Origin of the sequence: Sediminibacillus sp. JSM 1682029 (assembly GCF_041366435.1) — a bacterium.
GTDB lineage: Bacteria > Bacillota > Bacilli > Bacillales > Amphibacillaceae > Sediminibacillus > Sediminibacillus terrae.
Genome location: NZ_JBEWYY010000005.1, coordinates 52,953 through 74,255 on the forward strand (window position 1 = coordinate 52,953; position 21,303 = coordinate 74,255).

The window sequence follows — 21,303 nt, forward strand, 5'->3', positions numbered from 1 at the left end:
AGTTTTAACAGAAAGTAGGTGATAAACATGTATAAGGGTTACCTAAAAGGAAACGGAAAACATGCTGCGTCCAAGTTCAAAGATGGTGCAAAACTATTATCCTATCATACGGCCAGGAAAGAAGATTCTTATGTCGGCATTTTAGATGATGATTACATCATGGTTGATGTGGATGATATAGAAGAAGCAGAAATTTTGTTTGAAATCGTAGAAGATAAGGATTTAAAGTGCTCGGTCTTGGAGACTGACAACGGAATGCATTTTTATTTCCGAGGTTACGATTTAACCACCAATAAAATCAAATGGTATTCCAACATCGGCATATTTTGTGATTACAAGTTGGGTATCAAAAATACTGCTGATCCATTAAAGATTAAAGGAACAACCAGGAAGTGGATCCGTAAAGTAGACCAACACGAACCAATGCCGGTATGGTTATATCCTTACAATAAGAAAAATCCCAATCTAAATAACATGGGTGAAGGGGATGGCCGTAACAATAAACTGTTCACTTACATTCTGAAAATGCAATCGCAGGGAATGGCCAAAAATGATATTAAAGAAACCATCTCAATCATAAACAAATACATCCTGGATGATCCGGTTGAGAAATCAGAGTTGAATATCATTTTGCGTGATGATTCGTTTATGAAGGAGTCCTTCTTTGTGAAGGGTTCCTTCCAACATGAAAAATTTGGTGATTTTTTAATCAATGAACATCATATCTGTAAAATCGCCAACATTCTTCACATTTATATGGGCGGTGTCTATTCAGATGATCAAGCAGATATAGAAGCTGCGATGATTAAGCACATACCTAGTTTGAAACGAATGCAGCGGCAAGAGACCCTCTTTTATTTACAGTTAAAGGCCAAAGAAAAAAGCTTTGCTTCTACCAAGTACATACCAGTTAAAAATGGTGTGTTTAACCTGGACACTTGGGAGCTGCAAGACTTCAGTCCAGAGATCATTACAACGAACAAAATACCGGTACCATATATCAAAAATGCGTATTATGAACCTACTGATAAAACGTTAAATAAAATGGCCGTTCACGACAAAAAAATACGGGCTGTGTTGGAAGAAATACTCGGTTATATTTTGTTCAGAAGAAATGAATTTGCCGCAACCTTTATCCTTACTGGCGATGGTTCAAATGGTAAATCCTCATACTTAAAGATTATTAGAAAATTAGTCGGCAATGATAATACTGCTTCCTTGGATTTAAAGGAATTGGATCAACGATTCAAAACCGCGGAGCTCTTTGGAAAACTGGTGAACATCGGTGATGACATTTCAAAAAGCTATATCAAAGAGTCTTCTGTCTTTAAAAAGCTTTCTACTGGAGAGACATTGAACGTGGAGCGAAAAGGGAAGGATCCGTTTGATTTCTCCAACTATGCCAAATTAATTTTCAGTGCCAATGAAATGCCGAGGATCAATGACTTTTCGGATGGACTAGGAAGAAGGCTTCAAATCGTGCCATTTAAAGCAAAGTTTTCACCAGATGATCCGGACTTTGACCCGTTTATTACGGACAAGCTGCTGTCCGATGAATCAATGCAGTATATATTGAATCTGGCATTGAATAGCCTCAAGCGATTGCTTAAAAATAATAAGTTCACTAAGTCGAAAGCTGTCGAATCGGAGATTCAGAAGTATAAAGAAGAAAATAATCCGATCATAAGCTTTGTCATTAATGAGGATATTGAATTGGAACGAGCTGTAGTAGGTGATTTGTATTTGCAGTATAAAGTCTATTGTTCAGAAAATGGGTACCAGCCAGTAAGCAATATCAGTTTCAGTAAAGGTGTTAAACAGTTATATGGATATGAAACACGGGTTCAAAAGATTGATGGGAAATCAAAAAGAATCTTTGTCAGTGAATAATTTTTGCTGCTGACCAAAATCGGTCAAAAAGAGGGGGGATTTGACCATTTTTGGTCACAAAAACGGTCGAAAATCTCTCTAAATTTGACTATTTTAAGCAAAGTTACAGGTAAATGCGTAACCAGTTACAGAAAGTCGTAACCGCTGAATATCAGTCCTATCAAGGGTTTAAAGCACATGGTTACGCGGTTACAGATAAAATCACTTTCTTTTAAAATATATATAGAAAAATAAAATAGTTAAATAAATAAAGAAAAATAGGGGGTAAATGCGTAACCGGAAGACAATGAAAAAGCATTTAACCCAGTCATATCACGGTTTCCAGCTGGTTACAGAAGGTTACAGATAGTTACGCATTTTTCTCTAAAAGGCAGGTGAGCATGTTGTATGAATGGCTCAAAGATTATATGAGGATGGAAGAGCAGATCGAATACTTAGATTTAGAACTCAACCGTTATAAAAGAGAGTTAGATAGATGGATGTACGGTGACTTAAATGAGGTAAAGTTAAAAGAAAACTCTAAAGCAGCTAAACTTGAAGAGATCATTGCTGTTAAAGAACATGAATTAGCACACAAGATGAATGACTTATATGATGCCAAAAGGTTGATCAGTAGATTTAAAGGGCTAGAAAACAAAATCCTCTTTAAGAAATATGTGAATGATATGACACTCGAAAGTATTGCAGAAGAGTTGAATTACAGCGCCAGTTATATATACAAAAAACATGCTGAGTTAATGAGATTAATTAAGTTTGCTGATCGATTGAACTTTCACTCTACTTACCGTAAGTCATAGACATGTTTTCTATTGAAAAAACCATTTATAGTAATAGCATAAGAAAGTGAGAAATGGGTGGCTGATTCCAGCTGCTCATTTTTTATTATGCGAAAAGGAGCTGGTTCATGTGAAAGTTAAAGTTCGAAAGACTGCGCAAGGAACAGAATACTGGGACACGGAAGAGAAGAAAACAATTTTTGTAGCTGCAGGTAAAAAGCCTGACTTTGAAGTAACTGAGAATCCAAAGAGCATGTTGAAGGCGCAAGATAATGATCCGAACGTTAATCAGGACATTAACCTTGATGAAATGAATACTGATCAGCTGCGTGCATTTGCAGAGCAAAATAATATCGATGTACCAGGTAATATGTCTAAGGAAGACACAATCCGGAACTACATTAAGGAACAACTGACTGCAGCTGATGCATAATGCGCTATTGTGGTGAACAAGGGTGTAAGCAATTAATAGCTAAAGGTCGATACTGTGAGGACCACAGGCGAAAGAAAAGAAAGAAGGTTGTTTACTCAAAGAACAAATCATTCTATCGAACGCGTGACTGGAAAGACTTAAAGGCCTATTGTTACCAGCGCGATGGAGGATGCTGTCAACGATGCGGTAAGTTTGTGTTCGGTAAACGATCACACCATCACCACATTGTTCCGATACAAATAGATCCATCATTGAAGTTAGATCCGGATAACATCATGACTTTATGCAGCAAGTGTCATCCCATTGTGGAGAAAGAAACCATGGAAGAGTATTTTCCGAAAAAGAAAAGTGACTTTGACTGGAAGCTGTAGCCCCCCTGTCGAAATGAAATTTTTTCTTCGCTTGGGAGGATAGGTAGCGTGGGTGCTTCCGTGCACCTCAATGAAAATTTTTGAATTTTTTTGTACTGCAATGAGGGAGGTGAATAGGGTTGGCTAGAAAAAGAAATCCAAATCGCCACAAAGCGTTTGAATTGTTTAAGGAACATGGCGGAAACATTACGAACCGTGAAATTGCGAAACAATTAAATGTTTTGGAAAAAACAATATCAGCTTGGAAAAGTCGCGATAAATGGAATGAAAGAACAGGTGTTAAAAATCAAAGTAGTACTTCAAAAAAGCGTAGTACTACAAAAAACAAAAATGCCCGTACTAAAAAGCAACAGGAAGTTATTGACGCATTAGTTGAAGCTGGTACCTATTCACCGGCTCTTGATTTATTGATTGAAATTTACTTGGACGCATATGAAGAATACCAGGAAAGCAAGACTGAAAAGCTCCGGAAAGAATTAGCCAAATATCTTGGCCAACTTGGGTTAGATGGGAAGAATAAGGATCTGATTAAGCAAAGTGGTACCTTACTTGCGAAAGGTGAAAGTGAGGAACCGAAAGCGGAAAAGGATTCTGAACCGGAAGAAAATAACAAGTTAATTCAATTTAGGCAGCGGATGAACCGATGATTGATTTTGAAACAAATTATGCGGATATATTTGCTGCAGAAGTAGAAAAGAACCCGAGGCTTTACCCAAAGACAATCAAGTTGGCTATAAAACGGTATCGGAAATGGCAAAAGAGAAAAGATATTTGGTTTGATGTCGAAAAAGCAAATGCAATGCTTTACTTCACCGAAACGTTTATTCGACATGCCAAAGGTAAATGGGCAGGTCAACCTCTTATCTTAGAACCATGGCAGCGATTTTTCTTTGCGAACATTTATGGTTGGCAAAAGTATAATGCAGATGGCAATGCGGTACGAGTAATTAGAACGGCTTATCTCCAAGTGCCAAAGAAAAACGGGAAAACAATAATGGGTGGATCACCTGTCATTTATGGTATCTATGGAGAGGGAGTAAAAGGTGCCGACATGTATATCTCGGCCAATACGTTTGAACAATGTCAGAACGCTGCCATTCCAATTGCGCTAACTATTGAAAACAGTCCTGATTTACGTCCCGATACTAGGATCTATCACGGGAAAGAGGACACTGTAAAATCGATAAAGTATTCTTTTGTGGAAGATGGCATTAAATATTCTAATACCGTGAAGGTACTATCCAAAGATAATGCCGGGAATGAAGGTAAAAACCCGTATATCAATTACTTTGATGAGGTCCATGCTCAAATGGACCGCGAACAATATGACAACTTACGGTCAGCGCAGATCGCCCAAGAAGAACCGTTGAATATTATTACCTCAACAGCTGGTAAACAGAGCGGATCCTTAGGTGCGCAAATTTATGGGTATGCAAAAGAAGTCGTAGAAAATGATAATGATGATTCCTGGTTTGGTATGATCTATGAGCCTAATAAGAAGTTTGATTGGGAAGACCGTAAAGTTTGGTTGATGGTCAATCCCAATATGGGCGTATCTGTTAACATGGAGTTCTTGGAGAACGCCTTTAAAGAAGCCCAAAATAATAGCTTTAATAAGGCGGAGTTTATGTCCAAGCATTTAGATGTTTTTGTTAATTATGCGGAAACCTATTTTGAGAAAGACCAACTGGACAAAATGCTTGTTGATGATTTAGGAGATGTTTTGGGTGAGACTGCAGTAATTGGAGTAGACTTATCCAGACGGACCGACTTGACCTGTGTATCTATTAATATTCCAACTTTTGATGAAAATGGGGAACCGATGTTAAAAGTTAAGCAAAAATATTTCATTCCGGAGTTTGGAATTGAGGAAAAGGAGCTGCAACGGAATGTTCCCTATCGAGCACTAGCTGAAGCTGGGTTTGTTACGTTGTGTCCTGGGAAGACAGTGGATGAGGATTTGGTAAGTGAGTATGTCGAATGGGTATTTGAGAATTTTAACCTGGTCCAAATAAATTATGACCCTGCTCTTGCTGAAAAATTAGTAGAGCGGTGGGAAATGTTAGGTATCCAGTGTATAGAAGTTCCCCAATATCCAACACATATGAATGAGCCATTCGATGATTTTGAAGTGCTTTTGTTACAGGAGAGAGTAGTGACGGATAACCCACTGCTCATTTTTTGTGCCTCCAATGCAAAAATCATCACGAACATAAACAACTTGAAAACACCATCAAAGCGAAAATCTCCAGAGCATATTGATGGCTTTGTGGCCATGCTCATCGCTCATAAAGAAACATTAAATATGATGGGTGAAAGTACGGATGGACTGGATGATTTGATTGGGGATATTTTTAGATAAGAAAAAGAGTGGATTTTATCCACTCATGATAAACCAAGTTTGGATTTTAAAAATGCACTACCTAATTCAAATAATACTGGGACAGATGCGCCTGATACTGTAGATGCGGCTTGTTTAGTATCTTTCCAGATACCTTCATCTCTGACTGTATCTAAAAATGTATGGCCGTCATAAGTTAAAGAGCTAATTGCGATATAAGGTCTATTGTCTAAGTAATAGTCTAAGCTCCCTTTCAAATAACCAGCTTCATTCAATTTTTGAGCTGTATAAATGATAGTGTCATTATCATATTGCTCTAATTCTGAGAGAGATAATAATTTATCATGGTATAGGTGATCATCTATATTAGTATGTTTTTCTACAGCCAATAGTAAATCTCTTATACAATCATGGTTTAGTTGCAAAACTTCCACCTCCCTTCTTAGGGGAATTATACCATATATTGAAAGGTGGTGATCGATTGGGATTAAGAGATAGATTCTCAAATTTTTTATACCGTCAAGTTGAAAAACGCGGCTCAACGGAAGATGTGCCCAGTGGTACTGTCCGTTTTCCTTCCATATTTTCAAATGATGAAAATATTCTGGAGTCCTCGGATGTCTATGAGTTATTGCAAGACATATCTAATCAGTTAATGTTGGCGGAAGTTGTGGTAGAGGATGGGGCCGGAAATGAAGTCAGAAACAATCGGGCATTAAGAGTTCTTCGTAATCCAAATGATTACTTAACACAATCTGAGTTTATGAAGCTCATGACAAACAGTTATTTATTGTATGGTGAGGTTTATCCGTTGCTTAATAATAATCAGCTACATCTTCCAGATGGGGTTCATACTGAACTAGATGAAAACCTGAAAGAACATTTCAAAATTGGGGAAACAGAAATTCCTTCTGCCATGATCAGACATATTAAAAATATTGGCACTAATCATCTGACTGGCGTTGGAATCTTAAATCTTGGTAAAAGAACATTGGAAGGGGTAATGAACGCGGAAAAAGTATTAACGGACAAATACATTAAAGGCGGTTTGTTAGCTTTTCTGTTGAAATTAGATGCTCATATCAATCCCCAGAATGGCGCACAATCAAAAATGATTAAAGCCATTCTTGATCAGTTGGAGCAAATTGATGATTCTAGGACCGTCAAAATGATACCACTTGGAAAAGGTTATTCGATTGATAGTTTGGATAGTCCGATTGATGATGAAAAAACACTTTCCTTTTTAAATGTCTACAAAAAGGATTTAGGTAAATTCCTAAATATTAATGTAGACACTTATCAATCGCTTGTAAAAAATGATTTTGAGAAAGCAATGATGTATTTACACAATAAAGCAGTGAAACCGATCATGCGAAACTTTGAAGACCATTTGAGTCTTCTTTTTTTCGGTCCAAATTCCAAGCAACGAATTAAATTTAAGATTAATGTCCTTGATTTTGTTACTTACAGTACGAAAACCAATATTGGATATAACATTGTGCGGACTGGAATCACCTCACCGGATAATGTGGCTGACATGCTTGGTTTCCCTAAGCAAAACAAACCTGAAACTCAAGCGGTTTATATATCAAATGACCTATCCAAAATTGGAGAGAAAAAAGCAACTGATGACTCTTTGAAAGGTGGTGATGCAAATGGACAAAATGGAAATGAGGGAAATAGTAACGGAGAAGATTGAGATCCGTGAAGACGAAGATGGAAAGAGGACTTTAAGCGGATATGCTGTAAAGTGGGAAAAGAAATCTCATGTGTTAGGTATGTTTTTTAAGTTCCGTGAACAATTCAAAAAAGGTGCTTTCGCTGATTCATTGAAAAATGACGATCAGCGTTTTTTATGGTCGCATGATGTATCGAAAGTGTTGGGAAGGACTAAAAACGAAACATTGCGCCTTAATGAAGATGATATTGGTTTGCGATTTGAACTTGACTTACCCAACACATCACTTGGAAATGACACTTATGAAAGTATTCAGCGTGGAGATGTTGACGGTGTCAGTTTCGGGTTCCGGAAAGAGGATGACGAAATTGAAGAACCTGAAGACGATTTACCTCTAAGGACAGTAAAGAAAGCCAAACTATTAGAGGTATCTGCAGTGGCATTTCCAGCTTATCCTGATTCGGAAGTTAGTGCCAGAGGTTTTGACAGAATGAAGCAATATGATGAGGAACTGAAGGAATACCGGGATGAAAAAGCAGCAAAAATAAAAATTTTAACAATATTATAGGAGTGATTTAGATGGATAGAATCAAAGAAATCGAACAAAGACTTGCAGAAATTCGTGCAATGATGGATGACGAAGAAAAACGCGGTGATGTCAAATTTACTGATTTAGAAAAGGAAGTACGTGAACTGAAGGAAGAAAAAGCTGAACTAGAAGCACGGCAGCGTATGCAGAAAGAAAATGAGGAAGAAGAGCGTGACAATGAAAATCCTGAAGAAGAGCATGAGGAAGAGGAGGAAGAAGCTCGCGGAGAAGAAATCGATGATGAAACGCGTGAGAAAGTAGATGATGCAGTTGGTAAAGGACTATCTTCCCGTGGCCATAAATCATCTAAAGCTAAGGAAAAAGAAATCCGTCAAGCGTTTGGTCGATACGTTGCTGGTCAAATAACTGAATCAGAAGCTCGTTCTCTTGGCATTGAAACTGGTAACGGGGCTGTAACTGTACCAAAGGAAATTGCAAGAGAGGTCATTGCTTATGCTCAAGAAGAGAACCCTTTACGGAGATATGGTAAGAGGCACAGAACCAAAACAACTCAAGGGTTCCCCGTCTTGGTTAAAAAGGCAGAAGCGCAAGGTCATAAAAATGAACGTACTAAAGATAATCCTATGCCAGACACAAGTATTGAGTTTGATGAAATTGAACTTGAACCGTCTGAATTTGATGCCCTTGCGACTGTCACTAAGAAACTACTAAAACGGTCTGATATCGCAATTGAAGACATTGTGATTGAAGAATTGAAAAAAGCTTATGTACGAAAAGAGGCTCAGTACTTCTTCCGTGGAGATGAGACAGGAAATATTAATGACGGTGCTCTTGCTAAAAAAGCAGTTGCATTTACACCAGCTTCGGCTCCTAATCTATCCAGTGGACAGGCAGTATATGATACATTGGTTAAGTTTAAAAACACTGTTAAAACAAGCGTTCGTAAACGTAGCATGTTCATGATCAATGACGCTGCACTAACTCTTATTGAAACTATGAAAACAGATGATGGTTTTCCTTTGTTTAAACCATTTGAACAAGCCGCAAATGGATTCGATGGTAAAATTCTTGGTTACAATGCTGTTGTAACTGAATTCGCTGATAAATCTGAGGCCGACGCAGACACGCCGATTTTATATTTTGGTGATTTCAAATCTTTCCATTATCAAGACGTAATTGGCAGTATGGAAGTTAACCGTTTGAAAGAACTGTTTGCTCAATCTAACCTTGTGGGTCTTCAAATCTACAATATAGTGGATGGACAGTTGATTTACAGCCCACTAGAACCAACAATGTATAAGTATGAGGTCGTTGGTGCTGATACTACAACCTCATAAGGAGTGATTCCACGTGACTGATCAAGAACTTGTCACCAAATTAAAAAGTCACTTGCACTGGGAAGAGGGTATGGATGATTCCATGCTCTCTTTTTATGTTACCCGTGCTAAAAAATATGTAAAAAAGGCAACTGGTGGTCAGGACGACTGGCTGATTATTATGGTTGCTGGAATTATGTACGAGTATCGTGTATCTGAAAAGGAACTTGGCGAGGCGTTAGATGCAATGACACCTTTCTTTATTCAGGAGGCGTTCGACGATGCCGAAACGACAGACGAACAATCGTAAATGGAATGCTGATTTGCTGAAGATTGGTGAAACCATTGGCCCGGATACGGACCGAGTGGTTATTGATTATTTGTTTCATCGAATCTTGAAGTATAACAACATAGGTGTCACAGCTGCAGATAAATTCACCTTCAAGGATGCCCAGGAGATCATGAAGAAAATTGAAGTTCGCTTAGATCGGGAGGTAGAAAAGAACCAGAATGATTACCGAGTGAAAATTGGCGAACGAATTTATGACATCGAGCGGATTTACGTCCGGGAAGAGGACCGTATCATGGAGGTGTCTCTATCTTATGCAGATTAACTTTCAGCAATTAAGAAGCATTATGAAAGAGTCCGGTTTGCCGGTGTATCGTGATAGTGAACCAAGCGCTGCCACTTACCCTTATATTGTGTATGAGTTTGTCAACGAGCAGCATAAAAGGTCTTCAAGCAAAGTAATTGCTGACATGCCTTTATATCAAATTGCGGTTATTACAAATGGTACCGAATCTGATTATGAACCATTAAAGGATGTGTTCAACAAATATGGTGTCTCATATAGCCAATTTGAAGGTTTTCCTTATGACGAGAACGATTCCACCATAACGCAGTTTATCACAAATGTGAGGTGTGTAAATGGCTAAAAACAACAATGGTTTTGCTGAAGCTTTAGAGGACATAAATACTTTGCTCAAAGTTGATAAAAAAGTTGAAATTGATGTCTTGGAAGAAGCTGCCGAGTACTTTGTGCAGAAATTAAAGCCCAGAATTCCCAAATCTAATTTCAATAAAGAGCACATGAGGGATAGCTTGAAAGTAGTTGTTAAAGATGATCGCGTGTCAGTTGAGTTTGATGATACGGCCTGGTATTGGTTTCTGGTCGAGCATGGGCATAAAAAGGCTAGCGGCCGCGGGCGTGTAAAAGGAGCACATTTTGTTCAAAACACTTGGGATGCAGACGCGGACAAAATCAACGATATCATGGCCGACAAAATTATCAAGAAAATGGGAGGATGAATGTAAATGACAAAAGCACAAGAACTGCTATATGTGGTTACGATTGAGTCGCTATATATGGCTTTTATGACAAATCAAAAAGACAGTAGCGATGCAATTCCGGAATATGATAGCAAAATATACACTTTCCCCAATATCGTGGAGCTTGGGATTGCCGGTAATCCGACTACCGTTACGAAGTGGGCTTCGGGGAAGATGTTCGTTAATGCTTCTAAGAACACGAACTTTACCCTGAGCTTAACTCATGTAGCGCTGCCGCAAGAGGTTAAAGACAAGATCGATGGCGTAACTCCGGAAAAAGGCGTGGCGTTTGAAACTGCAGACGCTAAAGAATATCCAATGTTTGCAATGGGATTCACAGCAAGACTATCTGACGGATCCCGAATCGCTCGTTGGTACCCACGTGTTCAGAAATCGCCTTCTGAAGAAACGTTTGCCACTTCAACAAATGAAGAAGAAGTTAGGGATGTCTCTGCAACATTTACCGCGACACCGCTATTGTTTAACAACGTAACAAAAGTTGACTTTTCGGAAGTACGTGAAAGTGCTGCAGGTATTAAAGCTTTCGACTTTATGAACCAGGTCATTGCCGACAAATCTCAACTAGCAAACTTCTTTCCTGGTGAAGGGATAACAGTTGATACGAGCCCAGCTAACGCAACAAGCCCGGCAGGAGAAACAAAACAATTTACGGCAACAGTAACCGGAGCAACTGACCAATCTGTAACTTGGTCTTCGAGTGATGAAACAGTAGCAACAATCGATGAAAATGGATTAGCGACAGTAGCGGCTGATGCTGCAGTTGATGATTCAGTGACGATCACGGCAACTTCTGTAGAAGATCCGACTGTAACGGGTACATCAACACTGACTGTAGTATAGGAGGAACAATAAAATGGCCAAACTCAGTGAATTAGTTAACGTAAATGCAAATAGGGACACCATTAAGATACAAGGCGTGGATATCCCTGTCATTTTTACTTTTAAATCTTTTCCATATGTTGAAGAAGCATATGGGAAATCCTATGAGGTATTTGAAAAAGATATTAACCGCATGCTTAAACAGGGAAAGATAACGCTTGGTAAAAAAGAAATCAAGTTAATGAACGCGCTAATCTATGCCATGGTTAAAAGTGCCGGAACGGATTGCACCCCTTATGAAATAGAAAATGCAATACCAATTGATGATTTACCGGACATATTTACAGTGGCATTTGATTTGTTTCAGGGTCAAAGCTTTCAAAATTCTGATATGGAAAAGCTAAAAACAGAAAAAAAAAATCAGTAGCAGCAACTTCTGACGAAGAGTCCCAGTCCGAGGAATTGGATTGGGACTTTTATTTTTATGTAGGCAATACCTTACTGGGATTAAGCATGGATGACTTCTTTAACATAACGCCCAACCACTTGTTAAAGCAATACATCATGCATTTGAAATATACCCAGCCTGATGCCCTAGTACAGGAAAAATCTAAGCAAGTCTATACACTTGATCAAACGCCTTTTTTATAGAAACGAGGTGAGGAAATGGCAGACAAAGAAAAGAATGTCGTTCTCAACTTTAAAATGGATGGCCAGGTGCAATATGCCCAGACACTTAAAGATATTAATAGGGTCATGAATACAGCGGCAAAAGAGTATAAAAACCATATTGCTGCTATGGGGAAGGATGCCAATGCCACTGATAAATTGAGAGCTGAGAAGAAAAAGTTAGAGATCCAGATGGAAGGTGCTCAAAAGCGTACAAAAATGTTGCGTGATGAATATGAGGCTATGTCAAAGGACACCAATACCTCTTCCAAAGAACTGGATAAAATGTATGGTAAATTGCTAGATTCTGAACGAGCTGAAATTCAGCTGCAAAAGTCTCTGGACCGTGTAAACGATGGATTATCAGATCAAGCACAGGAAGCGCGTGCTGCACAAGATAATCTGGATAAGCTGAAAGCAGAAAGTAAGCTGCTTGAGTCAGAGCAAAAATCATTAACTAGTTCATTTAAACTTCAGACCGCAGAACTAGGTGATAATGCCACAGAAGCTGAGAAGGCTGAACTTGCTCAAAAACAGCTGCAAGCTCAAATGAAATTAACCGATCGCACGGTCGAAAATTTAGAGCGGCAGCTGGAAGAAACAAAAAAGGTTTACGGTGAAAATTCTGTAGAAGTAAATCAACTAGAAACAAAAATGAATGATGCCAGAACGACGATGAAAAAGTTTGAAAAGTCTTTGGATGGCGTTGAGGATAGTACTGCCGACGCCGGGGATGGATTGGAAGAATTAAACGGCAAGATGGACTTGAACAACCTCCTGGAAGCAGTTGAACTGCTTGAAGGTGTATCGGACGCCTTGTTCGATGTAGGAAAATCCGCTACCGATTCATATTTGGAATTTGGAGACTCTCAAACGTATTTGCAAGCTAATTTGGGTTTGACTGCTGATGAAGCATCAAAGTTAAATGAGGTTGTCAATGATGTTTTTCGGCATGGTGTAGTGGGCTCCATGGAAGAAGCATCGGAAGCAGTAATGCTGGTAAAACAATCATTTGGCAATTTAAATGATGCAGAACTAGAAAAATTAACAAATAATATTACTACTATAGCAAAAAGAACAGGCACAGATGTTAATGAAAATGTACTTGCTGCTAGTAGATTAATGGAAGAGTTCGGACTTACCGGCGAAGAAGCTATGGATTTAATTGCAGCAGGTTATCAAAACGGGTTAAACAAGACAGATGATTTTTTAGAGACATTAAACGAGTTTAGTCCTCATTTTGAATCTGCAGGTTACAGTGCCAATGAAATGCTTCAAATTCTAAGTAATGGGTTAGAAAATGGATCGATGAATGCCAATAAGGCTGCAGATGCAGTTAAAGAGTTTCAAGTAAAACTTGGAGACGGATCAGTTGAAAAGATAATAGGAAATTATTCAAAAGAAACACAGGAAATGTTTAATAAATGGAAAGAGGGTAAAGCAACAACAGCAGATGTTGCCACCTCAATTTCTAAAGATCTGAATAAAATGTCCCCGAATGAACAGCAGGTTGCTATATCAGAGTTAGCAAGTCAATTTGAAGATTTAGGTGTAGACGGCGCAGCTGCTCTGTTCACTATAGGTGAAGGGTTTGACGATGTAAATGGTAAGGCTGATGAAATGTCTCAGAGAGCGCCTGGTGAGAAGTTAATAGGTGGTCTTAGAGATATAGGTATTCAACTCCTGCCTGTTGGGCAACAATTAGCTGATCTTGCTGAGGACGTACTACCACCAGTCGTGGCTGGCCTTCAAAAATTGAACGATTGGTTTACAAATTTACCTGGACCACTCCAAACGTTCATCACTGTATTTGGCGGATTGATGGCCGTAGCGATAGCATTAACACCAGTTATCATCGCTCTGGCAGTTGCTATAGGCTCACTGGAAGTGGCTTTATTACCTATCATAGCGGTTGTGCTGTTGGTGGCCGCAGCCATAGCCGGAATTGTGGTGGCCATTCAAAACTGGGGATCGATTACAGATTGGTTTAGCGAAAAGTGGAATCAATTTACCGCCTGGCTGACAGAAGTTGTGCCAAAATTAGCAGCCGACTTTATTTCCTGGTTTTTAGACATGAAAAATGGTGCTGTCCAAAAGTTCAATGAATTAAAAGATGGTGCTATTGGAAAAGTAAAGGATTTGAAAGATGGTGGAATAAAATTACTGAAAGGCTTTAAAGATGGAGCAATCGATAAAGCTAAACAGATGAAAGACGACTTTGTGAACAAAGCTAATGAACTGAAAGATGGTGCTGTAGACAAATTCAACGACCTGAAAAAACGAGGTACCGATGCAGTCATCGGCTTTAAAGATAATGTATTTGGAAAAGTGTCTGATTTGAAATCCGCTTTTGTTGATAGAGTAAGTTCTTTGAAGGATGGAGCCATAGACAAATTCAATAATTTAAAAGATAGAGCTGGCCAAGTAATGCAATCCGCGAAAGATAAAATACTGTCACCAATTGAAACAGCTCGGGATAAGGTTAGTGGAATCGTAGATAAAATAACAGGTTTCTTTTCCGACATGAGATTAAAAATCCCCAAACCTTCCCTGCCAAGTCTGCCTCATTTCAGTCTTGAATGGGGAAGCAGGACAATTATGGGCAAAACTATTTCTTACCCATCTGGAATAGATGTAGATTGGTGGGCAAAAGGCGGTATTTTCACGCAGCCGACGATTTTTGGAGCATCCGGTGGAAGATTACAAGGAGCAGGTGAAGCTGGACCGGAAGCCGTATTACCATTAAACGATAAGACGCTTGGTTCCATTGGTGAAGGTATTGCCAAAACAATGAATCAACAAGAACAAAAACAGCCTCTTATTGTACAAATGATAACACCTGATAAGCGTGTACTTGCTGAAATGGTCGTTGATGATGTATCTGATATGCAGGCTCGCAAACAAAGCCGAAAGAGGAGGAGACCTCGTGGCTCATAGAAGTATGACATTTAATGGTATAAGAAAACCCTATATTTATTTGCCGGAGGGGCGTGAAAAAGCTCCCTTTTCCCCTTTAAACCGAAATGTTGTAAAGTATCCTGGTGGATATAGATTGAAAGATACAGAAGCAGACTTACTGTCTATTACTCAACCCATTGAATATATCGTGAGGAATGACGAAGAAGATTTGGAACTTAAAGATGATATTGCATCCTGGTTAGTAACAGAAGATTTAGCTCCATTGACTTTTGATGATGAGCCTGGGCGGACTTATTATGCTGAGGTACGGCAAATAAGAAATTTTTCAAAAGAAATTGACCTGGTTAGAAGTGGGTTGATTGAATTTGTAAGCTATTACGCTAGCGGGGCAGAACATGATCTAATTATTTCCACCGAGTACTCCACTAAAAATATAGAGGGGCAAAAAAAGGTACCGTGGACTAGCAAGACCACATTTGATGTAGATGCAAGTCAATATGTATTGGAAACGAATAAAGGCGGACGGGTTGTTCTGAACTTTGACTTTATAGCTACTGATTTATTGGAATTTGATTATCATAAGCGGAAAGTAACTTTAAACGGAGAAAATTTAGCAGAGGCAATTGACCTACAGACAAACTGGTTTAAATTGGAACCAGGCGAAATGAGCATTAGAGCCAGTCATCAAACAACTATTACTTATACCGAGAGATACCATTAACGTTGAAAGAGGGAAGAGGTGAAATCATGGCAGAAATATACGTGTTCAGTCCAGACGATAAACTACTAACCGTGTTAGCACCTGAAACTGGTCTTATTTCAGCTCCATTCCGTGAAAAGATTAACCAATTGCCGGATAAACCTTTCTCTTTTACCGTTGAGGCAGACACTGCAGAAGCGCAACATGTTAAAAATGAGAACCAAGTTGTCTTTCGTGATAAAGACGGGGATTTGCGTTTATATGTGATTAAAGAGCTTGATGATATTGATAATGAAGAAGGCCCTATGACAACCGCTATATGTGAACCTGCTTTTATGGAACTTAAAGAACATCTAGTATTGGACAGGCGATTTGTTGATAAAGAAGCCCAGGAAGCACTAAATGCAGCATTAGAAGGAACACGTTGGGAAGGAATAGTGGAAGTTTCCCTTGGTTTACAAACAACTAATTTTTATCATATAACCAGTGTTGATGGAGTCTGGGAGATTATCCATACTTGGGGTGGAGAGTTCAAGGATGTTGTAGAGTTTAGTGGAAATAAAATTACTCGTCGGTTGATAAAGATTGTACAGCGGCTAGGTACCGACAATGGTCATCGCTGGGAAATTGACCATAACATAAAAGAAATACAGCGAACGGTGCTATCTTATCCGAAAACCGCCATGTATGGCTGGGGTGCATCACTTCAAACTGAAGGGGGAGGTAACACCCGGTACATTGACTTTGCTGATGTTGAATGGTCGGTAGCGAATGGAGATCCGGTTGATAAGCCGTTGGGACAAAAATGGGTTGGCGATCCGGAAGCATTAGAGCAATATGGTCGATTGTATGATGGCCGGTTGTTGCACCGAGAAGGTGAATATTCAAACCAGAATATTGATGATCCAGAAGAATTACTTAAGGCGGCGTGGCAATCAATCCAAGATAACAAAAAGCCACAAATCAATTACGGATTGACGGTCCATTTATATGAGCAGTTGGCAGGATACGAACACGAAAAAGTAAGTCTGGGTGATACATCACGAGCGATTGATAGGCGCTTTTCCCGTCCAATCGAAATTCAGGCTCGTGTTATTTATTTGGAATATGACTTGCTTGATATAGAAGGAACAGCTGATGTGGAGATCGGCGATTTCTTGGATTTTGACGATGACCGACTAGATGAAATTGAAAAGGATATTGAAAAAATTAGAAAGCGTCCTGTAGTGATATCTGACGATAGTTTTCCCGATATAGTGCCGCCAGTACCTGAAAACCTTAAAGCCACTGGATTATTCAAAACAGTTAAGGTTAGTTGGGATTACAATGCTTCAGCAAGTATTGCAAGCTACGAAGTTTACGGGAGTCAGGTTAAAAACTTCGAACCATCAGAAGCCCAGTTGATTTGGAAAGGAAAAGCTGGTGGGTTCATTCATGAAGTTGATGTCAATGAAACGTGGTATTATCGTGTCCGAGCAGTTAACTACCATGAAACTCCAAGTGACTACACTAACCAGGTACAGGCAACTACCCTTCGAATCATACCGGAAGATTTCAATCAGGACTTAGTGCCGGAATTTATTGATTCGGGCATAATTAAGCAAACAACCGAGCCAACAGGAACAGATTTCAAACCCGGACAGTTTTGGATTAAAACGACTAGTGAAGGGCCGGATGTATGGTATAGATGGACCGGTACTTCATGGAAAAAGCTAACCAGCACAAGCGCAGAAGAGGTAGGAGCGTACACCAAAACAGAAGTTAACACGGCGCTGGAAGGTAAGGTTTCTGTAACTAACTATGTAACGGATCAACAAGGGATTATAGAGAGGTTCGAGCAGAACGAATCAGCGATCGAACAAACAGAGGAAGCGATTAGCAGCACCGTTTCTAAAACGGAATTCGAAACAAGCGTGGACGAACTAACACAAAAAACATGGGGTACAATCTTATATCAAGATTTTAACGAAGAAGATCTACGCCATTGGAACCATTCGAGCATGTGGGAGCCGACGGACGACAAAAGGGCAGGGGCTAACGCGATAATAATGACTGGAGGAACCGCGGATGAGGATCCGGTGTTTGGAAAAGTACCTAAAAACGGATTGGAAAAAGCAGTTCATAAAAGTATTGCGGGGCGTAGAATTCGGATAGAATTATGGGCAAAGCAACCAGACACAAACGCAAGCCAGGAATTTGCAGTGAACTACTATAAATACGACCCCATGAACTACACCGGATGGCAAAGGTTCCAACCGACAACAGAGTGGACAAAATTCTCATTCGAATGGGACGTACCTGCGGAGATAGGACCAGACGATTCCGGAGGGGTGATGATTTGGCCCGATACCAGCGGGAATGGCGGGAGCGTAATCATAGATGAGCTAACCATTAAAGCAGACGCAGAAAACATTGATTTCCGCATGGCTGGAACTTCAGCAAAGATGACAGATATGCAGAGTCAAATATATCAACAAGCGGATGAAATCAGATTACGCGTTGAAAAAAATGGTGTCATTTCATCCATAAACCAAACAGCGGAAGAGGTAAAAATAGACGTAGCGAAACTAGCTATTAACGGAGCCCTAACAGTAATAAACGGACAACTGCAGGTTAAAGATGGCGTGATAACCAACAGCATGATAGCCGGAGACATAAGCGCAGACAAGATCCAAACAGGGAAATTAACTTCAATTGATATAGAATCAGTCAATATATATGGATCCACCATAGAAGGAACAATACTGCGGAGTTCCGATACACAAGATTATTTTGATCCCGACTTCACGCTGCGAGCGGAAATATCAAACGGCGAGCTAACTATCCAAAATCAAGTATTTGGACGTATCACGGATTTAGAATTGGGAGCAAACGGTATGAAGGTAGCGTTTGGCCCAGACGACGCCATTTATGTGCCGCCAGGGTACGAGGATAATAACAAGCATACATTTTACCAGGATGGACGAATAAGCGCCGTTGCTAATACTAACGGTGAATCTACTATGTTGATATCCGCGAGCAGAGTAGGCTTTGGCGAAGGGGGCATAGTAGGGGAATTCTACACCAACGAAGGTGCAGACAACATCATGGACCTGGGGAGATCACGTTTTAACGCATTACATGATATGGATCTATCCGGAAACGATTTAGAGATACGACGATCGGACAACAATGAGTTAGCCACTGTAAAGCTAGGAGAATTGCGATATAGCAGCATGGAATCTTCTGACGCTTCCGGAAGCTATTTCGATCATTTTGGAAATCTTCATGCCAAGTACTCCGTATCTAGTGGGGCATATTGGAATATAAAAGACTATGTCGGAGACGTAATATTGAAGGTTCCGTGGGGAAGCAACGGCGGCGACTTGGAGTACAGGGGCATGAACTTAACAGGTATAAACAAGCTATGGAGCGGGGCCATATACATGCAAGCCGGACAGGAATGCAATCCAAGCAAAAATTTGGACGAATGCGCGCACGGATGGATGCTTTTATGGTCTGACTATAATGCAGGAGACGGAGCCCAGGATTATAACTATGTAGCTACATTTATTCCGAAATCATACCATGAGACGGCTTCCAATGGATCCGGCTTGTACCAAGTAACACCACACGCTTTCGCGGCTTCGTATGCTAAATATGTTTACGTATATAACGCGTTTTTCAAAGGGAACGACGATAACAAAACATCACCGTTGGACGATGTGGTTTTAGTAGCTGTATATGAATACTAGAAAAGGAGATGTAAGGAAAATGCCTAAGATTCATATAGAAGTGGACGAGAACGGAACCATAATCGGATTTGCGAGCAGCCCTTTTTCTGAAGATAGTTTCGAGGTGGAAATAGAAAATGAAAATGAAATTCTCCATGGATCCCACCGACCGGAAATTTTCGAGTATAAGAATGGAAATATTGTAAAATCAACCGAAAAAGAACTGAAAACAGCTAAAAGATCTAAAAAGAAATGGTTATCCAATAGATGCGAGAGGGAAATATTAGGTTATTTCAATGTTGAAATAGACGGAACGGTTTATCAGTTTTCCAATGACGAAAAGGCACAGAACAACAGGAACACCGATTTAATGCTCATGGATAGAGGAGTAACCACCCAAACGGAATGGACAGCGCACTATAACGGAGAAGATGTCCGTATCACATTAAATCAAACGCAGCTTCTGCAAGTAGCCGCGGCTGCAAATTCCCACACTAAGAAAATCATTTCGCGTTTTCGTGACGAGCTAAAACCAAAAGTGGACGCTGCGGAGACATTAGAAGAAATAAACGCCATAGATTGGTAACGTTCGATAAAATAGGACGCAGCAGAATAAAAGAAACCCTAAATGGAGGTAGGAAAATGGCGGATAACGAGAAATTAAAGGTTAACTACGAGATGCAGGATGTATTAAATTTCACAGCTGATGAAGCGGCAGTCCAAACAAAGCAACTTCTTCAGCAACTTGGCCATGCGAAGGCCGCTAACAAGGCGTATGCTGCACGTCTAAAACAGCAAGTGGAAGAAAACGAAACGATTGAGAAGGAAAATAAAGAGTTACGAAAAAAGATAAAAGAATTGCAAAACAGCGCCGAATAGGCGTATTTTTATGTCGATAATTGACGAACGAAAAACATAGGAAATCCCTTCCTTTTTGTCGAAATTAATCGATGGAGGGAGGTGATAAGGTGAGCGTGGAAATATCGGAAATTGTCTCCTTGCTAGAAAGCGGTGACTACGTGATTGAGATATTTGTAGATGATCTTGTGAAGGATGATGTAGTATTGGCCGGGGCTATTTACCCGAAAAATAATAAAACTGGACTAAATCGCCAAGAATTTGCCTTCAGAAAAGAAAGTGATAAAGAAACACTTATGAATCAATTATCTAAAGTTTTCACTCAATTTTAAAAAGGAGCATCCCCGCTGGGGATGCTTTTTTATGGATTAGATAGAGATAAATGTTGGGGGGAGGGCCAATAGAAATGGAGGAGATTACAGTGGATACTGTACTACAATATTTTTTAACTCAAGGGCCTTTTGCGGCTCTTTTTGTTTGGTTGTTGATATATGTCATGAAGGCTAATCAGGCAAGAGAAATGCGATTGCAAAGCTTATTAGAAAAGTTCAGTGAGAAGTACGATGTCGTTATAAATGAATTAAAGGATATCAAAGACCGATTGCCCCCCAGGTAGTCGGTTTTTTAATAGGCTAATAAGGAGGTGAGAAACATGGAAGACGTATTGATTTTTGCAACTGTCATTTTGCCAATCGTGACAGCCTTGGTAGAACTGGCTAAACGAACAGTGACTATCCCGAAAAACATTGTCCCAGCTGTTAGCTTTGTTGTCGGAATCGCTATTGGTGCAGCTGCTTACCCGTTTACTGACTTGGAGCTTGTACTGCGACTGTGGGCCGGTGGCTTTGCAGGTCTTGCTGGTACAGGTTTGTTTGAGCTGGCGGTAAATAAACGAGAAGGAACAACAAAATAAAGGAGT

Annotated in this window: 24 protein-coding genes; 23 read left to right on the top strand and 1 reads right to left on the bottom strand. The window is 39.7% G+C overall.

Annotation, left to right across the window (positions count from 1 at the left end):
- The first annotated feature begins 27 nt into the window (after positions 1 to 27).
- The 6 genes from ABVF09_RS09950 (at position 28) to ABVF09_RS09975 (ending at position 5,832) form a co-directional block, all read left to right on the top strand.
- Positions 28 to 1,890 (top strand): DNA primase family protein, encoded by a 1,863-nt coding sequence (locus ABVF09_RS09950; RefSeq protein WP_371069127.1) that lies wholly within the window; start codon positions 28 to 30, stop codon positions 1,888 to 1,890.
- 383 nt (positions 1,891 to 2,273) lie between these two features.
- The gene (locus tag ABVF09_RS09955; RefSeq protein WP_371069201.1) at positions 2,274 to 2,687 is read left to right on the top strand and encodes a hypothetical protein; all 414 of its coding nucleotides are present in this window, start codon (positions 2,274 to 2,276) and stop codon (positions 2,685 to 2,687) included.
- A gap of 109 nt (positions 2,688 to 2,796) precedes the next feature.
- Complete coding sequence (locus ABVF09_RS09960; protein ID WP_371069128.1) at positions 2,797 to 3,099, top strand: hypothetical protein; 303 nt, start codon at positions 2,797 to 2,799, stop codon at positions 3,097 to 3,099.
- Positions 3,099 to 3,470, top strand: a complete 372-nt coding sequence (locus tag ABVF09_RS09965; protein WP_371069129.1) for an HNH endonuclease — start codon at positions 3,099 to 3,101, stop codon at positions 3,468 to 3,470. The genes ABVF09_RS09960 and ABVF09_RS09965 overlap by 1 nt, the downstream gene beginning before the upstream one ends.
- Positions 3,471 to 3,589: 119 nt before the next feature.
- Positions 3,590 to 4,117 carry a phage terminase small subunit-related protein gene (locus ABVF09_RS09970; protein ID WP_371069130.1) on the top strand — a complete coding sequence of 176 codons (528 nt, stop codon included), beginning with the start codon at positions 3,590 to 3,592 and terminating at the stop codon, positions 4,115 to 4,117.
- On the top strand, positions 4,114 to 5,832 hold the full coding sequence (locus ABVF09_RS09975) for a terminase large subunit (RefSeq protein ID WP_371069131.1): 1,719 nt from the start codon (positions 4,114 to 4,116) through the stop codon (positions 5,830 to 5,832). Before ABVF09_RS09970 ends, ABVF09_RS09975 begins: the two co-directional genes overlap by 4 nt.
- Before the next feature lie 23 nt (positions 5,833 to 5,855).
- Here ABVF09_RS09975 and ABVF09_RS09980 read toward each other — a convergent pair whose 3' ends face one another.
- Positions 5,856 to 6,236, bottom strand: a complete 381-nt coding sequence (locus ABVF09_RS09980) for a DUF2513 domain-containing protein (RefSeq protein ID WP_371069132.1) — start codon at positions 6,234 to 6,236, stop codon at positions 5,856 to 5,858.
- A gap of 56 nt (positions 6,237 to 6,292) precedes the next feature.
- Here ABVF09_RS09980 and ABVF09_RS09985 point away from each other — a divergent pair, with 56 nt between their 5' ends.
- From ABVF09_RS09985 to ABVF09_RS10065, 17 genes are all read left to right on the top strand, one after another.
- Positions 6,293 to 7,510 (top strand): phage portal protein, encoded by a 1,218-nt coding sequence (locus tag ABVF09_RS09985; protein WP_371069133.1) that lies wholly within the window; start codon positions 6,293 to 6,295, stop codon positions 7,508 to 7,510.
- Entirely contained in the window at positions 7,467 to 8,057 is a 591-nt protein-coding gene (locus ABVF09_RS09990; RefSeq protein ID WP_371069134.1) for an HK97 family phage prohead protease, read from the top strand. The genes ABVF09_RS09985 and ABVF09_RS09990 overlap by 44 nt, the downstream gene beginning before the upstream one ends.
- Positions 8,058 to 8,068: 11 nt before the next feature.
- On the top strand, positions 8,069 to 9,376 hold the full coding sequence (locus tag ABVF09_RS09995; RefSeq protein WP_371069135.1) for a phage major capsid protein: 1,308 nt from the start codon (positions 8,069 to 8,071) through the stop codon (positions 9,374 to 9,376).
- 13 nt (positions 9,377 to 9,389) lie between these two features.
- Entirely contained in the window at positions 9,390 to 9,665 is a 276-nt protein-coding gene (locus ABVF09_RS10000; RefSeq protein WP_371069136.1) for a head-tail connector protein, read from the top strand.
- A complete protein-coding gene (locus ABVF09_RS10005) occupies positions 9,637 to 9,969 on the top strand; it encodes a hypothetical protein (protein WP_371069137.1) in 333 nt (110 codons plus the stop codon). The genes ABVF09_RS10000 and ABVF09_RS10005 overlap by 29 nt, the downstream gene beginning before the upstream one ends.
- Positions 9,959 to 10,291, top strand: coding sequence for a hypothetical protein (locus ABVF09_RS10010; RefSeq protein ID WP_371069138.1), 333 nt, complete (start codon positions 9,959 to 9,961; stop codon positions 10,289 to 10,291). Before ABVF09_RS10005 ends, ABVF09_RS10010 begins: the two co-directional genes overlap by 11 nt.
- Positions 10,284 to 10,664: an HK97-gp10 family putative phage morphogenesis protein gene (locus ABVF09_RS10015; protein WP_371069139.1), complete on the top strand. Its 381-nt coding sequence runs from the start codon at positions 10,284 to 10,286 to the stop codon at positions 10,662 to 10,664. The genes ABVF09_RS10010 and ABVF09_RS10015 overlap by 8 nt, the downstream gene beginning before the upstream one ends.
- Positions 10,665 to 10,670: 6 nt before the next feature.
- On the top strand, positions 10,671 to 11,546 hold the full coding sequence (locus tag ABVF09_RS10020) for a major tail protein (protein ID WP_371069140.1): 876 nt from the start codon (positions 10,671 to 10,673) through the stop codon (positions 11,544 to 11,546).
- A gap of 13 nt (positions 11,547 to 11,559) precedes the next feature.
- The gene (locus ABVF09_RS10025; protein WP_371069141.1) at positions 11,560 to 11,952 is read left to right on the top strand and encodes a hypothetical protein; all 393 of its coding nucleotides are present in this window, start codon (positions 11,560 to 11,562) and stop codon (positions 11,950 to 11,952) included.
- A 239-nt stretch (positions 11,953 to 12,191) separates the two neighbouring features.
- On the top strand, positions 12,192 to 15,131 hold the full coding sequence (locus ABVF09_RS10030; protein ID WP_371069142.1) for a phage tail tape measure protein: 2,940 nt from the start codon (positions 12,192 to 12,194) through the stop codon (positions 15,129 to 15,131).
- On the top strand, positions 15,121 to 15,834 hold the full coding sequence (locus ABVF09_RS10035; protein ID WP_371069143.1) for a distal tail protein Dit: 714 nt from the start codon (positions 15,121 to 15,123) through the stop codon (positions 15,832 to 15,834). Before ABVF09_RS10030 ends, ABVF09_RS10035 begins: the two co-directional genes overlap by 11 nt.
- 26 nt (positions 15,835 to 15,860) lie before the next feature.
- Complete coding sequence (locus ABVF09_RS10040; RefSeq protein ID WP_371069144.1) at positions 15,861 to 19,547, top strand: phage tail spike protein; 3,687 nt, start codon at positions 15,861 to 15,863, stop codon at positions 19,545 to 19,547.
- Between the two features lie 19 nt (positions 19,548 to 19,566).
- Positions 19,567 to 20,112, top strand: coding sequence for a DUF4376 domain-containing protein (locus ABVF09_RS10045; RefSeq protein ID WP_371069145.1), 546 nt, complete (start codon positions 19,567 to 19,569; stop codon positions 20,110 to 20,112).
- Positions 20,113 to 20,168: 56 nt separating this feature from the next.
- Positions 20,169 to 20,405 carry a hypothetical protein gene (locus ABVF09_RS10050; protein ID WP_371069146.1) on the top strand — a complete coding sequence of 79 codons (237 nt, stop codon included), beginning with the start codon at positions 20,169 to 20,171 and terminating at the stop codon, positions 20,403 to 20,405.
- Positions 20,406 to 20,494: 89 nt separating this feature from the next.
- Entirely contained in the window at positions 20,495 to 20,716 is a 222-nt protein-coding gene (locus ABVF09_RS10055; RefSeq protein WP_371069147.1) for a hypothetical protein, read from the top strand.
- A 74-nt stretch (positions 20,717 to 20,790) separates the two neighbouring features.
- The gene (locus tag ABVF09_RS10060) at positions 20,791 to 21,000 is read left to right on the top strand and encodes a BhlA/UviB family holin-like peptide (RefSeq protein WP_153465151.1); all 210 of its coding nucleotides are present in this window, start codon (positions 20,791 to 20,793) and stop codon (positions 20,998 to 21,000) included.
- A 36-nt stretch (positions 21,001 to 21,036) separates the two neighbouring features.
- A complete protein-coding gene (locus tag ABVF09_RS10065) occupies positions 21,037 to 21,297 on the top strand; it encodes a holin (RefSeq protein ID WP_371069148.1) in 261 nt (86 codons plus the stop codon).
- Positions 21,298 to 21,303 lie beyond the last annotated feature (6 nt).